This window comes from Staphylococcus sp. GDH8C109P, assembly GCF_017893405.1.
Lineage (GTDB): Bacteria > Bacillota > Bacilli > Staphylococcales > Staphylococcaceae > Staphylococcus > Staphylococcus cohnii.
The window spans coordinates 15,789-32,025 of sequence record NZ_JAESMX010000023.1; the positions used below are offsets into that span (position 1 = coordinate 15,789).

Here is a 16,237-nt window from a genome sequence, read left to right on the forward strand (position 1 = left end):
TATATACTACATATATTTGAAATAATAGTTTTCCAAAGGAGTAAGAAATGAATACTTCACGTCAATCAAAAAATAATCATTGGATCCGAAAAATAGACTGGATTTTAATTGGCTTCATCGCATTATTCGCTATCATTAGTATTACATTAATTAGTTCTGCAATGGGTGGAGGCCAATATAGCGCTAACTTTAGTATACGTCAGATATTATATTATGTTTTTGGGGCGATCATCGCATTGTTAATCATGTTAATTTCACCTAAAAAACTTATGAAATATACATATTCTCTTTATATTATACTTTGTTTCTCATTGTTACTATTACTGATTATTCCAGAAACTCCTATCACACCGATTATTAACGGAGCAAAAAGTTGGTATACAGTTGGTCCAATCAGTGTCCAACCATCTGAATTTATGAAAATAGTTATGATTTTAGCATTAGCTAAAATTGTAACAAAACATAATCAATTTACTTTTAACAAATCTATAGAAACTGATTTTAAATTATTCTTTAAAATTATCGGTATAGCCTTTATACCAATGGTACTTATATTATTGCAAAATGATTTAGGTACAACATTAGTTATTTTTGCGATTATTATTGGTGTTATGATAATCAGTGGCATAACGTGGAAAATACTAGCTCCGTTATTAATAGGAGCAGTCGTTATCGCTTCGACAGTAATATTATCTGTAATTTATAAACCTTCTATATTGGAAAATAGTTTCGGTATTCAACCTTATCAATTAAGTCGTATCAATTCGTGGCTTGATCCTTATACTTATAGTAGTGGGGATGGATTTCATTTAACTGAGTCACTTAAAGCGATTGGATCGGGTCAATTATTTGGAAAAGGATTCAATCAAGGTGAAGTTTATATTCCAGAAAATCACACTGATTTTATTTTCTCAGTTATCGGGGAAGAATTTGGTTTTATTGGTTCTGTCATTTTGATATTGATTTTTCTAGCGTTTATTTTTCATCTAGTACAACTTGCCACTAAAATAGAACTACCATTTAGTAAAATTTTCATCATTGGATTTACGACGATGATACTCTTCCATATCTTAGAAAATATTGGTATGACTATTCAACTATTACCAATCACTGGTATACCATTACCATTTATTAGTTATGGTGGTAGCTCATTATGGAGTTTAATGTGTGGTATAGGTGTTATATTATCAATTTATTACCACCAATCTAGACAATATACAACTCAAAACAAATAAATATTTGTCTCAAACTGTCGACAAAGCCACCGACTTTGTTGGCAGTTTTTTTGTGCACGCTTTCTAGGGACACTGCCTTAGACTATAGTCTTCGGCTAGTGCTCTTCCCGCAGGAGTCGGCCCAAATCACTGCTAATATTATACGTAAAATATTATGATATATAAAAATAAACAGTGGTGGTGTTTATTTTGTTGAATAAATCAATTGATAAAAGAGAGATCAAAATGTTTCCAACGCTTTTATTTATGGATGTAACTAATCCATTCAATCACACACATCAAATGCGCTATGATGCAATTTAATTTATTTAAAATGATTGCTTCTGTACAATCTGTCAAGACTGACTGTCAATATAACAATAAGAGGCTGAGACAATAAATTTGTCTCAGCCTCTCAAAGTTTGCATATATGCTTTATGCTTAGTATGGGTAACTCACTATTTCAATTCGTTAGCGGCTTTCACAGTCGTTGGTAAAGTATGCATGACTTCTAATCTTGATTTAGTTTTCTTTATGTTTACCCCTAATGATGATAATAGTTTAACTACATTTTGAATCTTTTCGTTATCTTTACTCATATCATCACTCCTAACTTCTAGCTTCTATTCTATTTTACCCTATTTATTTACAAATTACTACATGTTATTGAAATTTTCTTTATTTTTATAAAATAATTTTTGTTTTATTACGTAGTTTTAAAATTTTCACTTAATAACTATTTTAACTATTAAAATTCAAAAATAGAATATAAATCAGTGCGAGTTTATTAATGATTTCATACCAATCTTTTATGACATGATTTGAGTAAGATAACATTTCAATAGGCATAGGCTAACTTAATATAAAATTTCAAATCCTAAATCATATATGTCTTTTTCTAAATTGTTTAAGCTCGCTGGTGTTTCAAATTCTATAAACACTTGAGCTTTTTCAATATCAACTAAGACATGGTTCACACCAATGATTTGTGATAATTTATTTTCTATTTGAAGCTTATCTTGTTTATGATTTATTTTACTTAAATATATAATTTGTGATTCCATTAACGTCACCTGATCTAGTCTTTCATTAACTTTTGAAAAGTCACTAATAACTCATCCATCGCTTCTTGTTGCTCACCTTGATTTACTTTATCCATGATACAACTTTTCATATGATGATCCAGCAGTTTCGTAGCAACACTGTTAAGTGCTGATCTTGTTGCTCTTATTTGTGTAAGTACATCATCACAATATACATCTTCATCTACCATACGATTGATTGCTCTCACTTGACCTTCAATACGATTTAAACGAGATTTTAAATTTGATTTAATTTGTTCAGAATGATGCGCTTTTTGCAAATCGGCCATGATTCAACGCCTCCTCTTAATATACATTTATAATATACCCCTATCAGGTATTAGTCAAGTGATAAAAACGTGGTACCATGTTACAATGATTAAGAATTTATTAATTGAATAGCAATTTGGAGGTTTAATATGATAGATATTTTTGCTATAACGTACAACCATACGAACGTCATCATTAATGTCATTCTGATTGGCGCATTTATATTAAACCTAATCTTTGCATTTACAATTATCTTTATGGAACGACGATCTGCAGGTTCTGTTTGGGCATGGATATTGGTTTTGGGTCTTATACCTATTTTAGGTTTTATCGTATATTTACTTTTTGGTCGCCAAATCCAACGAGAACATATCTTTAGTTTAGATGAAGAAGATAAAGTCGGCATTGAAATGATTGTAAATGAACAACTAGAAGCCTTGAAAAATGATGACTTTTCTAAAGGCAATCATCAAATCGTGAAATTTAAAGATATGGTGCAAATGTTATTGTATAATAATGCGGCTTTCTTAACTACTGATAATGATGTAACCATTTTTGTAGATGGAAAAGAAAAGTTTGACTCACTCATTGAAGATATATATAATGCCAAAGATTATATACATATTCAATACTATATTTTCCGTAATGATCAATTAGGAAAAAGAATATTGACAGCATTGGAACATAAGCTTAATGAAGGTGTCGAAGTGAAAATGCTTTATGATGATATGGGCTCAAGAGGTTTATCGATTAAAGACTTTAAAGGTTTTAGAAAAAAAGGTGGACTCGTAGAAGCATTCTTTCCTTCTAAATTACCACTAATTAATTTGAGAATGAACAACCGTAATCATAGAAAAATTGTTGTTATCGATGGACATATCGGTTACGTAGGTGGGTTTAACGTCGGTGATGAATATTTGGGACTTAAGAAAAAGTTTGGCTATTGGAGAGATACACATCTTCGTATTGTTGGTGATGCTGTTAACGCTTTACAACTACGCTTTATGCTAGACTGGAACTCACACTCAACACGCGATAACTTAAAATATGAAGAACGCTATTTCCCAGATGTAGATTCAGGTGGCACAACGGGTGTACAAATTGCGTCAAGTGGTCCTGATGAAACGTGGGAACAGATAAAATACGGTTATTTAAAAATGATTGCTTCTGCAAAGCATTCTATTTATATACAATCTCCCTATTTTATACCCGACCAAGCATTTCTAGACGCTGTTAAAATTGCGTCATTAGGTGGCGTTAATGTTAATATCATGATACCCAATAAACCGGATCATCCTTTTGTTTATTGGGCAACATACAATAATGTTGCTTCTTTATTAGATGCTGGTGTGAATATCTTCCACTACAATAATGGTTTCTTACATTCTAAAACACTCGTGATTGACGATGAAGTTGCCAGCGTTGGTACAACAAATATGGATCATCGTAGCTTCACATTAAACTTTGAGATAAATGCATTTATCTATGACACACATATTGCTAAAGCTTTAAGAGTGGCCTTTGAAAAAGATTTAAACGTTTCTTATAGACTAACGAAAGCATTATATGAACAAAGAAGTTTATGGGTCAAATTTAAAGAAGGCATCTCCAGGTTATTATCTCCTATTTTATAGAATAATTTATAGTCCGAGGCTTATCATATGTCTCGGACATTTTTTATCTTAGTAATTGTACGTAGCTAAATTAAAATGTGTTTCTTTACATATGAATTTTTAATGTATATACATACTTTTGGGTCATTCTTATTTAGCCATACAGCGTTTTGTCTTAGAAAATCTTAATAATATTGATTTTTTCTCACTACTTGAACATATTAAAATACTTTCTAAAAATATTTTAACTTCAAATTTTATTTACTAATTTTATTTTCTAAAATGGAGGCAATTTTATATGACGAATAATGACATAATCTCTAAAGCAGAAGACTATATGACTTCTTTTCACTGTGATGATACAACTGGACATGATGTTGCACATGTAAAACGTGTTACAAGATTAGCAAAATATATTGCTATAAATGAACAACAAGGCCATTTACTCACCATTCAATTAGCAAGTATTTTACATGACACCATAGACGAAAAACTTACCAATACCAAAGAAGCAAAAATAAAGTTAGTACAATTTCTTAATCATTTGGAACTTGATTATACGTTACAACAAAATATATTACATATCATTGAACATATAAGTTATAAAAATGGTAAGAATGATCATATTCAATTGTCCATTGAAGGACAAATTGTACGTGATGCAGATCGTTTAGATGCTATTGGTGCAATTGGTATAGCGCGCACGTTTCAATTTGCAGGTTATTTCGGTGAACCTATGTGGATTGAGCATCAATCCTATAACATAGATGAATCTAATCAACCATATTTTGATTGGGAACCTTCTGCAATTAAACACTTTTATGAAAAATTATTTAAACTTAAATCGCTTATGCATACTAAAACTGCAAAAGATTTGGCACAACAACGCCATGAATTTATGAAAAATTATGTAGATGCTTTTTTTAAAGAATGGTATTTTTAAAATCTCAAGTATGTTTATTTCAGACGTTGTAGACCATCTTTTTATATTTGATAGCTACGACACTTTCGAAACTAAGATACATTTATTTTAAATATAAAAAAACAGAAGCACTTGAGATAATCATCTCAAGTGCTTCTAAACTTTATACCTGCTATATATTATGTACCAGGTTTGTCATTTTAATTAATGATGTGACGCACTATTTCTTTTTAGATTTCTTAGGTGCTACTTGTGTATTCTTGCCTTTGCTAGCTTTTTCAGAATTATTCTGCTTCATTGCTTCAATCATTGGAGCAACTTCTTTTTTAGCAAGGTTAGAGTAATACATGTTGGCAACTTGAGTTTGTACAATCAAGAATGCCGCACTGACTGACCAATAAAGACCTAATGCAGACGCAGAACTTAAAGAAATCCAAACAATCATAATTGGAGAAATAATCATCATCATATAACCCATTTGACGTTGTTCATTCGGCATACTCTTACTTGATACAAATGCTTGTAAGAAGTATAAAATACCAGCGATAACTGTAATCCAAATATCAGGTTGTGACAAATTGAACCACAAGAAATTTGGGTGTTCAGTAAATCCACCACTTGAAGGATATTTTAATACGAAGAATAAGCCCATAATGATTGGCATTTGAATTAAGATTGGTAAACAACCTAACATGCTCTTCATTGGATTCATATCGTATTTTTTATATACTTCCATCATTTCTTGGTTTGCAGCCATTTTTTCTTCTTGCGTTCTTGAACGCTTAACTTTTTCTTGAACTGCATCGATATCTGGTTTTGCAACCTTCATCTTTTCTCGCATCATATGACTATTTTTATAGTTTGATAACATGAAAGGCAATAATACAACACGTATTGCCAATACAAGTACTACTATTGCTAAACCATAATCATTGTTAAAACTTGTTCCCAACCAATGAATTAATTTGTCCATCGGTTCTACAAACGTATTAAAGAAAAATCCATCTCTATTTTCAGGTTTAGAATAGTCACAGCCTGCTAATAAGACCATTACACCTAATAATAAAGGTAGTAGCGCTTTCTTTTTCATTTTTCCACCTCTAATGATATATTCACATAAAATTTATTTTATCATACTCAAAGGAAAGTAGAAAACAAAAAAAGAAATTTTCCGCATTATTCAACAGTTTGTAAAAATTGTTGTACAGTTTCTGGGATATTTGAACTTTTCGCGATAGCTGAAATGATTGATAATCCATCTGCACCATGATTCATAATTATTTCAGCATTTTTTGTATGAATACCTCCAATTGCAACGATTGGAAAACCTTGAACTTTAGTTCTTAATGTTTGAATCATTTCCGGTCCTACTGGAGCTTTAGCATCTGATTTTGACCCAGTATGATACATTGGCCCAACACCGATATAATCAACATTGGATAAGTCCGATACTTGATATTCTTCTAAATCACTTACACTAAGTCCTATTATTTTATCGGTAAATGCACTAGCAAATATATCTACATTTGCATCATTTTGTCCTACATGTATTCCATCTGCATCTATAGCATTTGCTAAGTCTACATCATCATTAACAATAAAAGGAACATTGTAATTTTTACATAAAGAGAATAACTTTTGTGCAAGCTCTATTTTGGCATTTCCAGTTAATGAGCCCTCCCCTTTTTCTCGAAATTGAAACATTGTAATCCCAGATTCTAAAGCTTCGGTCACAACATCTATGATTGATTTGTCCTTTGGTATATCTTGTGTTCCACAAATAAAATATAGCTTTAAATACTCTTTATTAAACATTGTTACACCTCTTGCTTATTATGATATTGTACATATGTTTCAAAAGTAATGTTATATAATGCATTTAATAACTCTACTTTAAAAGTGCCTGGTCCTGCTGAAATTTGTTCGGCTTGTTCAGCAGCGATATTATATATAGAGACCGCTTCTATTAATGCATTTATGGATGGATTTTCTGATTCAACAAAAGTTGCAACTATAGCTCCTAATAAGCAACCAGCACCAGTTATTTTTGCCAATAATGAAGATCCATTAGATAGTTTAAATATGCGTTCATTTTGAGCAATGATATCCTCTTTGCCAGTGATGACAATCGCCGTATTAAAATGTTCATATGCTTCATTTGCAATTGATACTGAATCTAAACTATTGTCACTGTCAGTTCCTTTCATTTTCGTATCACTGTTAATTAACGTTAAAATTTCAGAAGCATTTCCTTTAATAGCAGCAACTTTTATTTCATTCAGGAATTTTTTGCAAAAATCCTTGCGATATTGTGAAGCACCTACAGCAACAGGATCAAATATAATCGGTTTGCCAAGTTGATTCGCTGTTTTTGCGATTTTTAAAATATCTTGTTCTCTTTCTTTTGTTAACGTACCAATATTTATTAACAATGCTTTTGCAGCTGTCAGCATATCATATGCTTCTTCAGGCGCCTCACTCATTGCTGGACTAGCACCAAGACTTAACAAACCATTCGCGGTAAAATTTTTCACTACATCATTCGTATAACATATTACAAGCGGTTGATCCGCCCTTAATTTTTCCAAATTATTCATCATCTAAACCAACTTCCTTCATATATGCAAAATGGTTTACTGGTCCTCTACCAAAACCAATTTCAGGTGTATGTTTAATACTAAGAGAAATAAATTTTTTTGCTTTTTGAACTGCATCAAACATAGATTTACCTTTTGCTAACTCTGCGGTAATAACGGCTGAAAAAGTACATCCTGTACCATGTGTATGTTTTGTATCGTATCTTGGTTCATCAAAAGTATATACATCATCTTGTGTAAATAAATAATCTATAGATTTATTTTCATCATTTGAATGTCCACCTTTTATAACTACACCTTTGCTACCAATTTCATTGATAAATATTTTGCCAGCTTGATAAATCGATTGTTGATCATTAATAGTAATGCCTGTAATTTCCTCAGCTTCTGGTAAATTAGGTGTCGCTATTGTAGCATGAGGCAATAAAATGTTTTGTAAGTTAGCTTTGGCATCATCATTCATTAGTGAATCACCACTTTTCGCTAACATAACCGGATCAATTACATAAGGAATATCATCGTATTTTTTTAAATATGTTTGAATAATCTCCATCATTTCTTTCGATGCAATCATACCCGTTTTCAAAGCATGTGGCAGTTCATCGGAAAATATACTTTCCATTTGCTCTGCTAACCATGTTGAATCTAGATTATGAATGTGTTGTACGCCTTTCGTATTTTGGGCCACAATACTAGTTATTGCAGCCATACCATATACGCCACATGCGTGAAATGATTTCAAATCTGCCATGACACCTGCGCCACCTGTAGGGTCTGTTCCTGCAATCGTTAATGCTATTTTAGGTTTATTCATTCGTTTGACCTCCATATAACCAATTTTCTTGTATATAAGCCATATTAAAGAAATTTCGTTCATGTATCGTACTTTGTAAGAAACAAGATTTTATTGCCCTTCTTTCTTCAATAGAAATATTTTGAGTTAACTGGTCCATTAAACCATCGAAAATATTTACCAATTCATCCATTTCTGTACTATAAAATTCAAACCATTTTGCTAAAATTGAATCTTTATTTAGTTCATTATCTTTCAAGGCTTCGTTAGCAATTACCTGATACACATACGGACATGGCGCCATTGCTGCAATTGTATATGCAGCATTTTCTTTTGAATAAGCATTGAAATACATATGTTTGATATAATGGTCTCCACTTGGTGGCCAAACTTTTTCTTGGACGATTTCATCATAGTTTTCTTGTACGTATGCCGCTAATATTTCATGTGCTTCTACTTCACCATCAACGATAAATTGGATTTGTTCTACTAAAAATTGGACTTCTTCCAATCTATTCATTTTTGGTATTAGCAATGCATATATATTTGCAAATTCCTTTAAATACGAAGCATCTGCTCTTAAATAAAATTTCAAAGCTTCGTTAGAAATCGTACCGTGTAACATTTCTTGAATAAATGAATCATTATAAATATCCTCAATAATTGGTTTTGATGCTTCTTTTAATTCCTGTGAAAATAGCAAATTTAGCCCTCCTAATTAAAAAAACTACATCCCCGTAAGAATGTAGTTTATTAATAAATATATTAGAGCAATTTCCCAAATATTAATGAACGCTACTTTCCTACGTTGGTCTTAACCAAATCAGGTTATAAGGGTCTGAATTTCTCATCTCAGCCATAAGGCTCCCCTAGTAGTTTTTATGTTGTATTTATATAAAACATATCAAAGTATACCACCTATTGCAATAAAATGGTTTATAGCAACTAAGACCAATTGATAAAAAAATTTAGCAAAAGAGAATTTATGGTGTGAATTTACTCCAAACAGTAATACAGAAATATGATTTAATTGCCACTTATGTACTTCCGATATTTGCAATAGAAAAAATGAGTTAAGCCCTAAGTTTACCTGAGCTATTTTCTATATAATAAAAAAGCTAAGACAATTAAATTGTCTTAGCTTTGTATAATAAAATAATTTGTTACATATTATTTTATTATGCAGTAACCCATTGTGAAGCGCCAACTTCGTCATATAATTTTTGAGCTGCAGCATCTTGAACTGATTCTGGTGCGTTAGCTGCTGGTTGACCTTGATATTCAGCTGGAGCTACTGAATCCCATGTACTTTGTAAGAATTGGAACTTACCTGAAGCACCTGATGATGGGTTTGTAGCATGAATATCGCCACCTGATTCACGTTGCGCGATTTGTTGTAAGTGTGCATTCACACCTGATGAACTATTTGAAGCTTCATTTGAACTTGATGATTGAGTTGAAGCTTTTGTAGTTGCTTCTTGTTGTGGTTGTTGTGTTTGTTCAGTTTGTGGAGCAGCTTGTTGAGCTGGTTGCTCAGTTTGTGCTTCTTGTGCTGGTTGTTCAGTTTGTGTTTGTTGAGGTTGTTCAACAGAAGTTGTTTGTTCTGATGAAACATCTTCACTAGAACCTCCACCAAAACTCCATGACCATGTTTGACCATCTGATTCAAAATTATAGTTTGTACCATTGAAATTAAAATTATAGTTATATGCACCCTCTTGTACAGGTGATGCATTTAATTGTTCTGGATTAGATTGTGCTAAGTTTGCTAATTCTGCTTTGTCTACACCTTGTTCAGCTGCGTCTGCTGAGTTTCCTGCTGCGAATCCTGTTACGCCTAAGCCTACTGCTAATGTTGAAGCTAATACTGTTTTTTTCATTTTTAAAAATTCCTCCTATAAGGTAAATAATTTTTTCGTTATGATTAATTTGCAAGTACAACTATAACATCTAAAAAACAGTAGCAGGTTACAGTCAAATAAAAAAGTACACCTTTTCTTTACACGGGGATTACATTTTCAAAATAGTACAAAAGCATAACTTTTCACTTCAAAAACTGCTATGAAAGTTTATACTAGTAATAATAAAAATTATGTTGTGTAATAATATTGTAATTTATCTGATTATTCTGTATTGTATTAGCCTGAATTTCAGCTTTTTTTAATACTGGATATGTTTTCGATAGAGTATGTATATTAGCTATTCCTATTGAATCATTCTTGAATAAATAGGAATAGCCTGATAGAAGTATAATTAAATAGTAGGATTAAATGTATATTAGATTTGATGGGTTAAATTAACGGGGAGTTGGGAATGCCTGAAACTTTATACAATTTCATAAATATCGTTTTCCTCTATATGAAATTTATTAATAAGTTCTTGATTTGGGACTATTGGAAGTGGATCAAAAAGTGCTTCATCTTCATTTTTAGAGCGTGGGGACATAAATTTAATAGTTTCAATAAAAACTTCTGATACAAAATGCATCTGTCCTTCTTTTTCAAATTTTCTCGATTGCATTTGTCCAGTTATACCAACTAATGAGCCTTGATTGATATATTTTTCGACATTATTAGCAATTTTTCCGAATGCCTTACAGAATAAATAATCACAAATAGTTTTTTGATTTTTATCTTTATAATTTCTTGAAACAGCTACGCAAAATGTAGCTAGTTTATTTCCCTCCTTCTCATAAATTTTAGGGTCTTTTGTTAGTCTCCCTACAATGACGATACTGTTAATCATATGTCACCTCCTTTATAAGCTAATCATAAAAAATTCATATGATTCCGTCAAAGCACATTTTTTAAAATTTAAAATAGTAATCGATTACTTATTTCTACTTTTTTCACCTTTCTCATAGAAAATTACGTTATAATAATAATATAAATGCATTTTTTGTAGAGTTTAAATTAATTAAATGGATGTGAGACGATGAAAACATTTAAAGCCGTTCGATTTCAAATCGTATCAGAGAATGGTGGCGTAACTGAGTACGAATTAGAAGATGGTGTCATTATTAATAAGGAAAACAGTGGCACTGGCTGGTTGCTTGAAATCGTCATTTCAGATTATCACTATGAAACTATGAAAGCATATATGGAAAATGAGACATTATTAGACATACGTGTCGTTATCACTAGACCTGCTAATGATCCAGCTTTGTTTGATGCAACCATTAAACATATCATTCAATTAGAAGATACAATTTCTGTTGTTTGTGAATGTCATATTTACACGTTGAGACAAGTTTACGCTGAAAGTTTATTAGAACAATTAATAGATGAAGGTTTAACTGGCGACGAATTGAAGAAATCATTTAATAGATTGATGCAATCTAAACCAAGACTTAAAGACGAAAAAATTGATAAATAAAAAATAGTGTCACAGTCTGTTGAAAACAGACTGTGACACTATTTTTATTTACTATTTATCTTGCAAAGCAAATGTTAACTCACAACTACATGCTAATTGTCCATCAACTGTTGCTTTAGCACTACCCTTACCTATTGGACCTCTGAGCTTCGTTATTTCAACTTCTAAGCGCAAAGTATCTCCAGGGGTTACTTGTTTTTTAAAACGACATTTATCGATACCAGCAAATAGTGCAAGTTTACCTTTATTTGCTTCGCTATTTAACATAGCAACTGCACCTGTTTGGGCTAAAGCTTCAGTAATTAATACACCAGGCATTACAGCATATTCTGGAAAATGACCCTGAAAGAATGGTTCATTACCTGAAACTTGCTTAATTGCCACACATCGTTGACCTTCATCGTATTCTACGACACGATCAATTAATAAAAATGGTTGCCTATGTGGAATAATCTCTTTTATTTGGTTGTAGTCAAAAATTGTTTCCATAATTTGCTTCCTCCAACTATACTTCTATCTATTTCCTATTTATAAATATATATTATATCATTAATCTTGTGTTCTTTTGATATCAGCACCTAATGCTTTTAATTTACCATGTAAATCAACATATCCTCTGTCTAAGTGTTTTAATTCAGTAACATATGTTGTACCTTCAGCCACTAAGCCTGCTAAAATCAATGCTGCTGCAGCACGTAAATCTGTTGCTTTAACTTGAGCACCTTGAAGTTCACTTTTACCTTCAATTTTTGCACTTCTACCTTCTACAGTGATTTTAGCATTCATTCTTTTAAATTCACCGACATGCATAAATCTATTTTCAAACACCGTTTCAGTTACTACTTTGTGCCCATTTGCAGTTAATAATAACGCCATCATTTGTGATTGCATATCTGTAGGGAATCCAGGATGTGGAAGTGTTTTGATATCTACTGGTTTCAATTCGTTTTCGACACTTACACGAATGGCATCATCAAGATATTCTAGATTAACTCCCATTTCTTCTAGTTTATAAACTAAGCTCGTCATATGTTCTTTGATTGCACCGTTTACTAAAACATTTCCTCTTGTAATTGCACCGGCAATTAATAATGTACCTGCTTCTATTCTATCAGGTATAATTGAATGCTCGACGCCATATAAAGCTTCAACGCCTTCAATTGTAATCGTGTCTGTACCGGCTCCTAATACATTTCCACCCATTTCATTGATATAATTAGCCAAATCAACGATTTCTGGTTCTCGTGCGACGTTTTCTAAAATAGTTTTGCCATCAGCTAAAGAAGCTGCCATTATAATATTTTGAGTCGCACCTACGCTAGGAAAATCTAAGTGAATCGTTGTACCTTTCAATCCATTAGTAGTGTTTGCGTATATAAAACCACCATCCATATGGATTTCTGCACCTAGCTCTTCAAAGCCTTTAATATGCTGTTCAATCGGTCTAGAACCGATAGCGCAACCGCCTGGTAAAGCCACTTTAGCATGACCTAAACGTGCCAATAATGGCCCCATAACAAGAATACTTGCTCTCATTTTACTTACATATTCATATGGTGCTTCTTCATTTAATTGTTTCGTTGCATCTACTGTAACTTCTTCTTGCTCTTTATTATAAGTAACATCAGCATTTAATGTTGATATTACATTATTAATTGTTTCTACGTCACTAAGTGCTGGTACATTTTTTAACTTGCTCACGCCTTTTGATGCTAATAGTGATGCTGTCAATACTGGTAATACTGCATTTTTTGCACCTGAAACTTTCACTTCACCAGTTAATTTTTTACCACCATTAATTTCTATCTTATCCATCTTAAATCCTCCACTTAACTACTTATAAATTGCCTTTAATTTTCAATCAAACTTACTACTAAATTATATCGATAATCATGCGTAATATACAATTATTTGAATTATTGTGCCAAATATTTTATTTGTGTAGAAAATTGTAACAAATCTACAATAAAATTACTGACTGAAGTTCCGATTAATATTGCTAAAAATATCATACAAATTTGAACTTGTACTGGAAAACCTTTTTTAAAAAATTGTTCCAATCTTACTGCATTTAATGCCCAATAAGCAATGCAAATACAAAGGACATGTAAGATGAGATGTACAATTGAAAACTGTCCCAAATATTCCATAAGTTATTCTCCTTGCTAAACACTATTTATATATTTTACACGAAACACTATGCAAAAGATACTTAATAATGAGATAACTGACATTTAAATAATAAAGCGTCAATTTAATATTATTTTCCCATTATATATGACATATATGCATACCAATTAAAATTTAATACTTTTAATTATTTTAGTCATTTATCAATTATTTTCTTCCTTTATAAATGATTATCAAAAATCATATGTAAAAGTAAGTCTTCATAAAAAATATATTAATCATTATAATCTTACATTAAAAATTTGATCCTAACATGTCTTAATCAAAAAATAGAAAAAAGTCGACAAAGTTTTACACTTTGTCGACTTTTTTGATAAACGTCATAGAATATCTTATATTCATTATTGTAATTGAGCGACACGAAGACGGTTATTAGCACGATCTAATGCGCGTTTGGCTCTATTTATGTCACTGCTATCTTCTTCATTGTTTAAATGAGATTCTGCTCTTGATTTTGCTAATTCTGCTCTAGCGACATCAATTTCATTCGCAGGCTCTGCAGTTTGAACAATGATTGATAATTTATCTTGTCTTACTTCAACAAAACCTTCACTCACTGCAATATATTCTGAACCACCGTCAAAATTAATTTTGGCATAGCCAATTTCAAGTGCTGCAACTGTTGGAATATGTCCATACATGACACCGATTTCTCCAGCAGTAGTTTGTAATACTGCAAGAGTGACATCTTCTCGGTCGTAAACAGAACCATTAGGAGTGACAATATTTAGGCTTAATGTATTCATTATCCATACCTCCTAATTTTAAACTTCAACACCCATATCTTTAGCTTTTTCAATTACTTCATCCATGCTTCCAACCAGACGGAATGCATCTTCTGGAATATGATCGTAATCACCATTTAATATTGCTTTGAAGCCTTCTACTGTTTTTTGAACAGAAACATAAGATCCTTTTTGACCAGTAAATTGTTCAGCAACGTGGAAGTTTTGTGATAAGAAGAACTGAATACGACGCGCGCGTTCTACAGTTTGTTTATCTTCTTCAGAAAGTTCATCCATACCTAAAATAGCAATAATATCTTGTAATTCTCTATATTTTTGTAAAGTAGATTGTACTTCACGTGCTACTTCATAATGTTCTTGGCCAACAATTGATGGGTCAAGCGCTCTAGAAGTAGATGCTAATGGATCAACTGCAGGATAAATACCCATTTCAGTTAATTTACGCTCTAAGTTTGTAGTTGAATCTAAGTGCGCAAATACTGCGGCTGGTGCTGGGTCAGTATAATCATCGGCTGGTACGAATACCGCTTGAATTGATGTTACAGAACCTTTAGTTGTAGAAGTAATACGTTCTTGTAATTGTCCCATTTCAGTTGCTAACGTTGGTTGGTAACCAACAGCTGAAGGCATACGACCTAATAACGCAGAAACTTCTGAACCAGCTTGAGTAAATCTAAAGATGTTATCAATGAATAATAGAACATCTTGTCCTTGTTCATCACGGAAATATTCAGCCATAGTTAAACCAGAAAGTGCTACTCGCATACGCGCACCAGGTGGTTCGTTCATTTGTCCAAATACCATAGCTGTCTTTTTAATAACACCACTATCACTCATTTCAAAGTATAAGTCATTACCTTCACGCGTACGTTCACCTACACCAGCAAAAACTGATATACCGCCGTGCTCTTGAGCAATATTATTGATTAATTCTTGAATTAATACGGTTTTACCAACACCGGCACCACCGAATAATCCTACTTTACCACCTTTAATATATGGTGCTAATAAATCAATGACTTTGATACCTGTTTCTAAAATTTCAACTTTAGTAGATAACTGATCAAATGCAGGTGCTTCTCTATGAATCGGATCACGACGCACTGAGTCATCTATGTTTTCTTCTAAATCTATCGTATCACCTAATACATTAAATACTCTACCTAACGTTTCATTACCAACTGGTACGCTAATACTATTTCCGCTATCTCTAACTTCTGTACCACGTTTAACACCATCAGTAGAATCCATTGCGATTGTTCGTACTACGTCATCGCCAAGTTGTAATGCAACTTCTAACGTTAATTCAACAGTACCTTCTTCTCTTTCTATATCGAGAACTAAGGCATTATTAATTTCTGGAACTTCATTGTGCTCAAAGCGAACATCAATTACTGGACCCATAACTTGTGTTACACGGCCTAATCCCATGCTA

General features: G+C 32.1%; 19 protein-coding genes and 1 riboswitch. Of the genes, 4 read left to right on the forward strand and 15 right to left on the reverse strand.

Features of this window, described 5'->3' with window-relative positions:
* Positions 1 to 47 precede the first annotated feature (47 nt).
* On the forward strand, positions 48 to 1,235 hold the full coding sequence (locus KA867_RS11895) for an FtsW/RodA/SpoVE family cell cycle protein (protein WP_210138165.1): 1,188 nt from the start codon (positions 48 to 50) through the stop codon (positions 1,233 to 1,235).
* Positions 1,236 to 1,672: 437 nt separating this feature from the next.
* Here KA867_RS11895 and KA867_RS11900 read toward each other — a convergent pair whose 3' ends face one another.
* From KA867_RS11900 to csoR, 3 genes are all read right to left on the reverse strand, one after another.
* Positions 1,673 to 1,813 carry an Lmo0850 family protein gene (locus KA867_RS11900; RefSeq protein ID WP_002482742.1) on the reverse strand — a complete coding sequence of 47 codons (141 nt, stop codon included), beginning with the start codon at positions 1,811 to 1,813 and terminating at the stop codon, positions 1,673 to 1,675.
* 258 nt (positions 1,814 to 2,071) lie between these two features.
* A complete protein-coding gene (gene csoZ, locus KA867_RS11905) occupies positions 2,072 to 2,278 on the reverse strand; it encodes a putative copper chaperone CsoZ (protein ID WP_107384548.1) in 207 nt (68 codons plus the stop codon).
* A gap of 14 nt (positions 2,279 to 2,292) precedes the next feature.
* Positions 2,293 to 2,586 (reverse strand): copper-sensing transcriptional repressor CsoR, encoded by a 294-nt coding sequence (gene csoR, locus KA867_RS11910; protein WP_210138166.1) that lies wholly within the window; start codon positions 2,584 to 2,586, stop codon positions 2,293 to 2,295.
* Between the two features lie 129 nt (positions 2,587 to 2,715).
* Between csoR and cls the strand changes: the two genes are divergently transcribed.
* Both cls and KA867_RS11920 read left to right on the forward strand, forming a co-directional pair.
* On the forward strand, positions 2,716 to 4,200 hold the full coding sequence (cls, locus tag KA867_RS11915) for a cardiolipin synthase (RefSeq protein WP_210138167.1): 1,485 nt from the start codon (positions 2,716 to 2,718) through the stop codon (positions 4,198 to 4,200).
* Positions 4,201 to 4,477: 277 nt separating this feature from the next.
* Complete coding sequence (locus KA867_RS11920) at positions 4,478 to 5,122, forward strand: HD domain-containing protein (RefSeq protein ID WP_210138168.1); 645 nt, start codon at positions 4,478 to 4,480, stop codon at positions 5,120 to 5,122.
* A gap of 199 nt (positions 5,123 to 5,321) precedes the next feature.
* Here the strand turns inward: KA867_RS11920 and yidC are convergent, their stop codons facing one another.
* The 7 genes from yidC to KA867_RS11955 all read right to left on the reverse strand — a co-directional run bounded on the left by yidC (position 5,322) and on the right by KA867_RS11955 (position 11,236).
* Positions 5,322 to 6,191, reverse strand: coding sequence for a membrane protein insertase YidC (yidC, locus tag KA867_RS11925; protein WP_210138169.1), 870 nt, complete (start codon positions 6,189 to 6,191; stop codon positions 5,322 to 5,324).
* An 86-nt stretch (positions 6,192 to 6,277) separates the two neighbouring features.
* The gene (thiE, locus tag KA867_RS11930) at positions 6,278 to 6,916 is read right to left on the reverse strand and encodes a thiamine phosphate synthase (protein ID WP_210138170.1); all 639 of its coding nucleotides are present in this window, start codon (positions 6,914 to 6,916) and stop codon (positions 6,278 to 6,280) included.
* Between the two features lie 2 nt (positions 6,917 to 6,918).
* Positions 6,919 to 7,698, reverse strand: a complete 780-nt coding sequence (gene thiM / locus KA867_RS11935; protein WP_210138220.1) for a hydroxyethylthiazole kinase — start codon at positions 7,696 to 7,698, stop codon at positions 6,919 to 6,921.
* Complete coding sequence (thiD, locus tag KA867_RS11940) at positions 7,691 to 8,512, reverse strand: bifunctional hydroxymethylpyrimidine kinase/phosphomethylpyrimidine kinase (RefSeq protein ID WP_210138171.1); 822 nt, start codon at positions 8,510 to 8,512, stop codon at positions 7,691 to 7,693. The genes thiM and thiD overlap by 8 nt, the downstream gene beginning before the upstream one ends.
* The gene (gene tenA / locus KA867_RS11945; protein WP_210138172.1) at positions 8,505 to 9,194 is read right to left on the reverse strand and encodes a thiaminase II; all 690 of its coding nucleotides are present in this window, start codon (positions 9,192 to 9,194) and stop codon (positions 8,505 to 8,507) included. The genes thiD and tenA overlap by 8 nt, the downstream gene beginning before the upstream one ends.
* Positions 9,195 to 9,274: 80 nt before the next feature.
* Positions 9,275 to 9,372: riboswitch (TPP riboswitch) on the reverse strand.
* A 297-nt stretch (positions 9,373 to 9,669) separates the two neighbouring features.
* Entirely contained in the window at positions 9,670 to 10,371 is a 702-nt protein-coding gene (locus KA867_RS11950; RefSeq protein WP_107385184.1) for a transglycosylase family protein, read from the reverse strand.
* Between the two features lie 445 nt (positions 10,372 to 10,816).
* Positions 10,817 to 11,236 carry a single-stranded DNA-binding protein gene (locus KA867_RS11955; protein WP_210138173.1) on the reverse strand — a complete coding sequence of 140 codons (420 nt, stop codon included), beginning with the start codon at positions 11,234 to 11,236 and terminating at the stop codon, positions 10,817 to 10,819.
* 189 nt (positions 11,237 to 11,425) lie between these two features.
* Between KA867_RS11955 and KA867_RS11960 the strand changes: the two genes are divergently transcribed.
* Complete coding sequence (locus tag KA867_RS11960; RefSeq protein WP_210138174.1) at positions 11,426 to 11,866, forward strand: YwpF-like family protein; 441 nt, start codon at positions 11,426 to 11,428, stop codon at positions 11,864 to 11,866.
* Positions 11,867 to 11,917: 51 nt separating this feature from the next.
* Here KA867_RS11960 and fabZ read toward each other — a convergent pair whose 3' ends face one another.
* The 5 genes from fabZ to atpD form a co-directional block, all read right to left on the reverse strand.
* Positions 11,918 to 12,355: a 3-hydroxyacyl-ACP dehydratase FabZ gene (gene fabZ, locus KA867_RS11965; protein WP_046207765.1), complete on the reverse strand. Its 438-nt coding sequence runs from the start codon at positions 12,353 to 12,355 to the stop codon at positions 11,918 to 11,920.
* 60 nt (positions 12,356 to 12,415) lie between these two features.
* Positions 12,416 to 13,681, reverse strand: coding sequence for a UDP-N-acetylglucosamine 1-carboxyvinyltransferase (gene murA, locus KA867_RS11970; RefSeq protein ID WP_210138175.1), 1,266 nt, complete (start codon positions 13,679 to 13,681; stop codon positions 12,416 to 12,418).
* Positions 13,682 to 13,782: 101 nt separating this feature from the next.
* A complete protein-coding gene (locus KA867_RS11975; RefSeq protein WP_019468304.1) occupies positions 13,783 to 14,016 on the reverse strand; it encodes a DUF1146 family protein in 234 nt (77 codons plus the stop codon).
* A gap of 381 nt (positions 14,017 to 14,397) precedes the next feature.
* Positions 14,398 to 14,802, reverse strand: coding sequence for a F0F1 ATP synthase subunit epsilon (locus tag KA867_RS11980; protein WP_019468303.1), 405 nt, complete (start codon positions 14,800 to 14,802; stop codon positions 14,398 to 14,400).
* 18 nt (positions 14,803 to 14,820) lie between these two features.
* Positions 14,821 to 16,233, reverse strand: coding sequence for a F0F1 ATP synthase subunit beta (atpD, locus tag KA867_RS11985; RefSeq protein WP_210138176.1), 1,413 nt, complete (start codon positions 16,231 to 16,233; stop codon positions 14,821 to 14,823).
* Positions 16,234 to 16,237: the final 4 nt, after the last annotated feature.

Coding starts and splice junctions, on each gene's coding strand:
- KA867_RS11895 (WP_210138165.1), top strand. CDS start 48: ATGAATACTTCACGTCAATCAAAAAATAATCATTGGATCCGAAAAATA.
- cls (WP_210138167.1), top strand. CDS start 2,716: ATGATAGATATTTTTGCTATAACGTACAACCATACGAACGTCATCATT.
- csoR (WP_210138166.1), bottom strand. CDS start 2,586: ATGGCCGATTTGCAAAAAGCGCATCATTCTGAACAAATTAAATCAAAT.
- KA867_RS11900 (WP_002482742.1), bottom strand. CDS start 1,813: ATGAGTAAAGATAACGAAAAGATTCAAAATGTAGTTAAACTATTATCA.
- KA867_RS11975 (WP_019468304.1), bottom strand. CDS start 14,016: ATGGAATATTTGGGACAGTTTTCAATTGTACATCTCATCTTACATGTC.
- KA867_RS11920 (WP_210138168.1), top strand. CDS start 4,478: ATGACGAATAATGACATAATCTCTAAAGCAGAAGACTATATGACTTCT.
- csoZ (WP_107384548.1), bottom strand. CDS start 2,278: ATGGAATCACAAATTATATATTTAAGTAAAATAAATCATAAACAAGAT.
- thiM (WP_210138220.1), bottom strand. CDS start 7,698: ATGAATAATTTGGAAAAATTAAGGGCGGATCAACCGCTTGTAATATGT.
- thiE (WP_210138170.1), bottom strand. CDS start 6,916: ATGTTTAATAAAGAGTATTTAAAGCTATATTTTATTTGTGGAACACAA.
- KA867_RS11950 (WP_107385184.1), bottom strand. CDS start 10,371: ATGAAAAAAACAGTATTAGCTTCAACATTAGCAGTAGGCTTAGGCGTA.
- KA867_RS11955 (WP_210138173.1), bottom strand. CDS start 11,236: ATGATTAACAGTATCGTCATTGTAGGGAGACTAACAAAAGACCCTAAA.
- yidC (WP_210138169.1), bottom strand. CDS start 6,191: ATGAAAAAGAAAGCGCTACTACCTTTATTATTAGGTGTAATGGTCTTA.
- atpD (WP_210138176.1), bottom strand. CDS start 16,233: ATGGGATTAGGCCGTGTAACACAAGTTATGGGTCCAGTAATTGATGTT.
- thiD (WP_210138171.1), bottom strand. CDS start 8,512: ATGAATAAACCTAAAATAGCATTAACGATTGCAGGAACAGACCCTACA.
- fabZ (WP_046207765.1), bottom strand. CDS start 12,355: ATGGAAACAATTTTTGACTACAACCAAATAAAAGAGATTATTCCACAT.
- KA867_RS11960 (WP_210138174.1), top strand. CDS start 11,426: ATGAAAACATTTAAAGCCGTTCGATTTCAAATCGTATCAGAGAATGGT.
- KA867_RS11980 (WP_019468303.1), bottom strand. CDS start 14,802: ATGAATACATTAAGCCTAAATATTGTCACTCCTAATGGTTCTGTTTAC.
- murA (WP_210138175.1), bottom strand. CDS start 13,681: ATGGATAAGATAGAAATTAATGGTGGTAAAAAATTAACTGGTGAAGTG.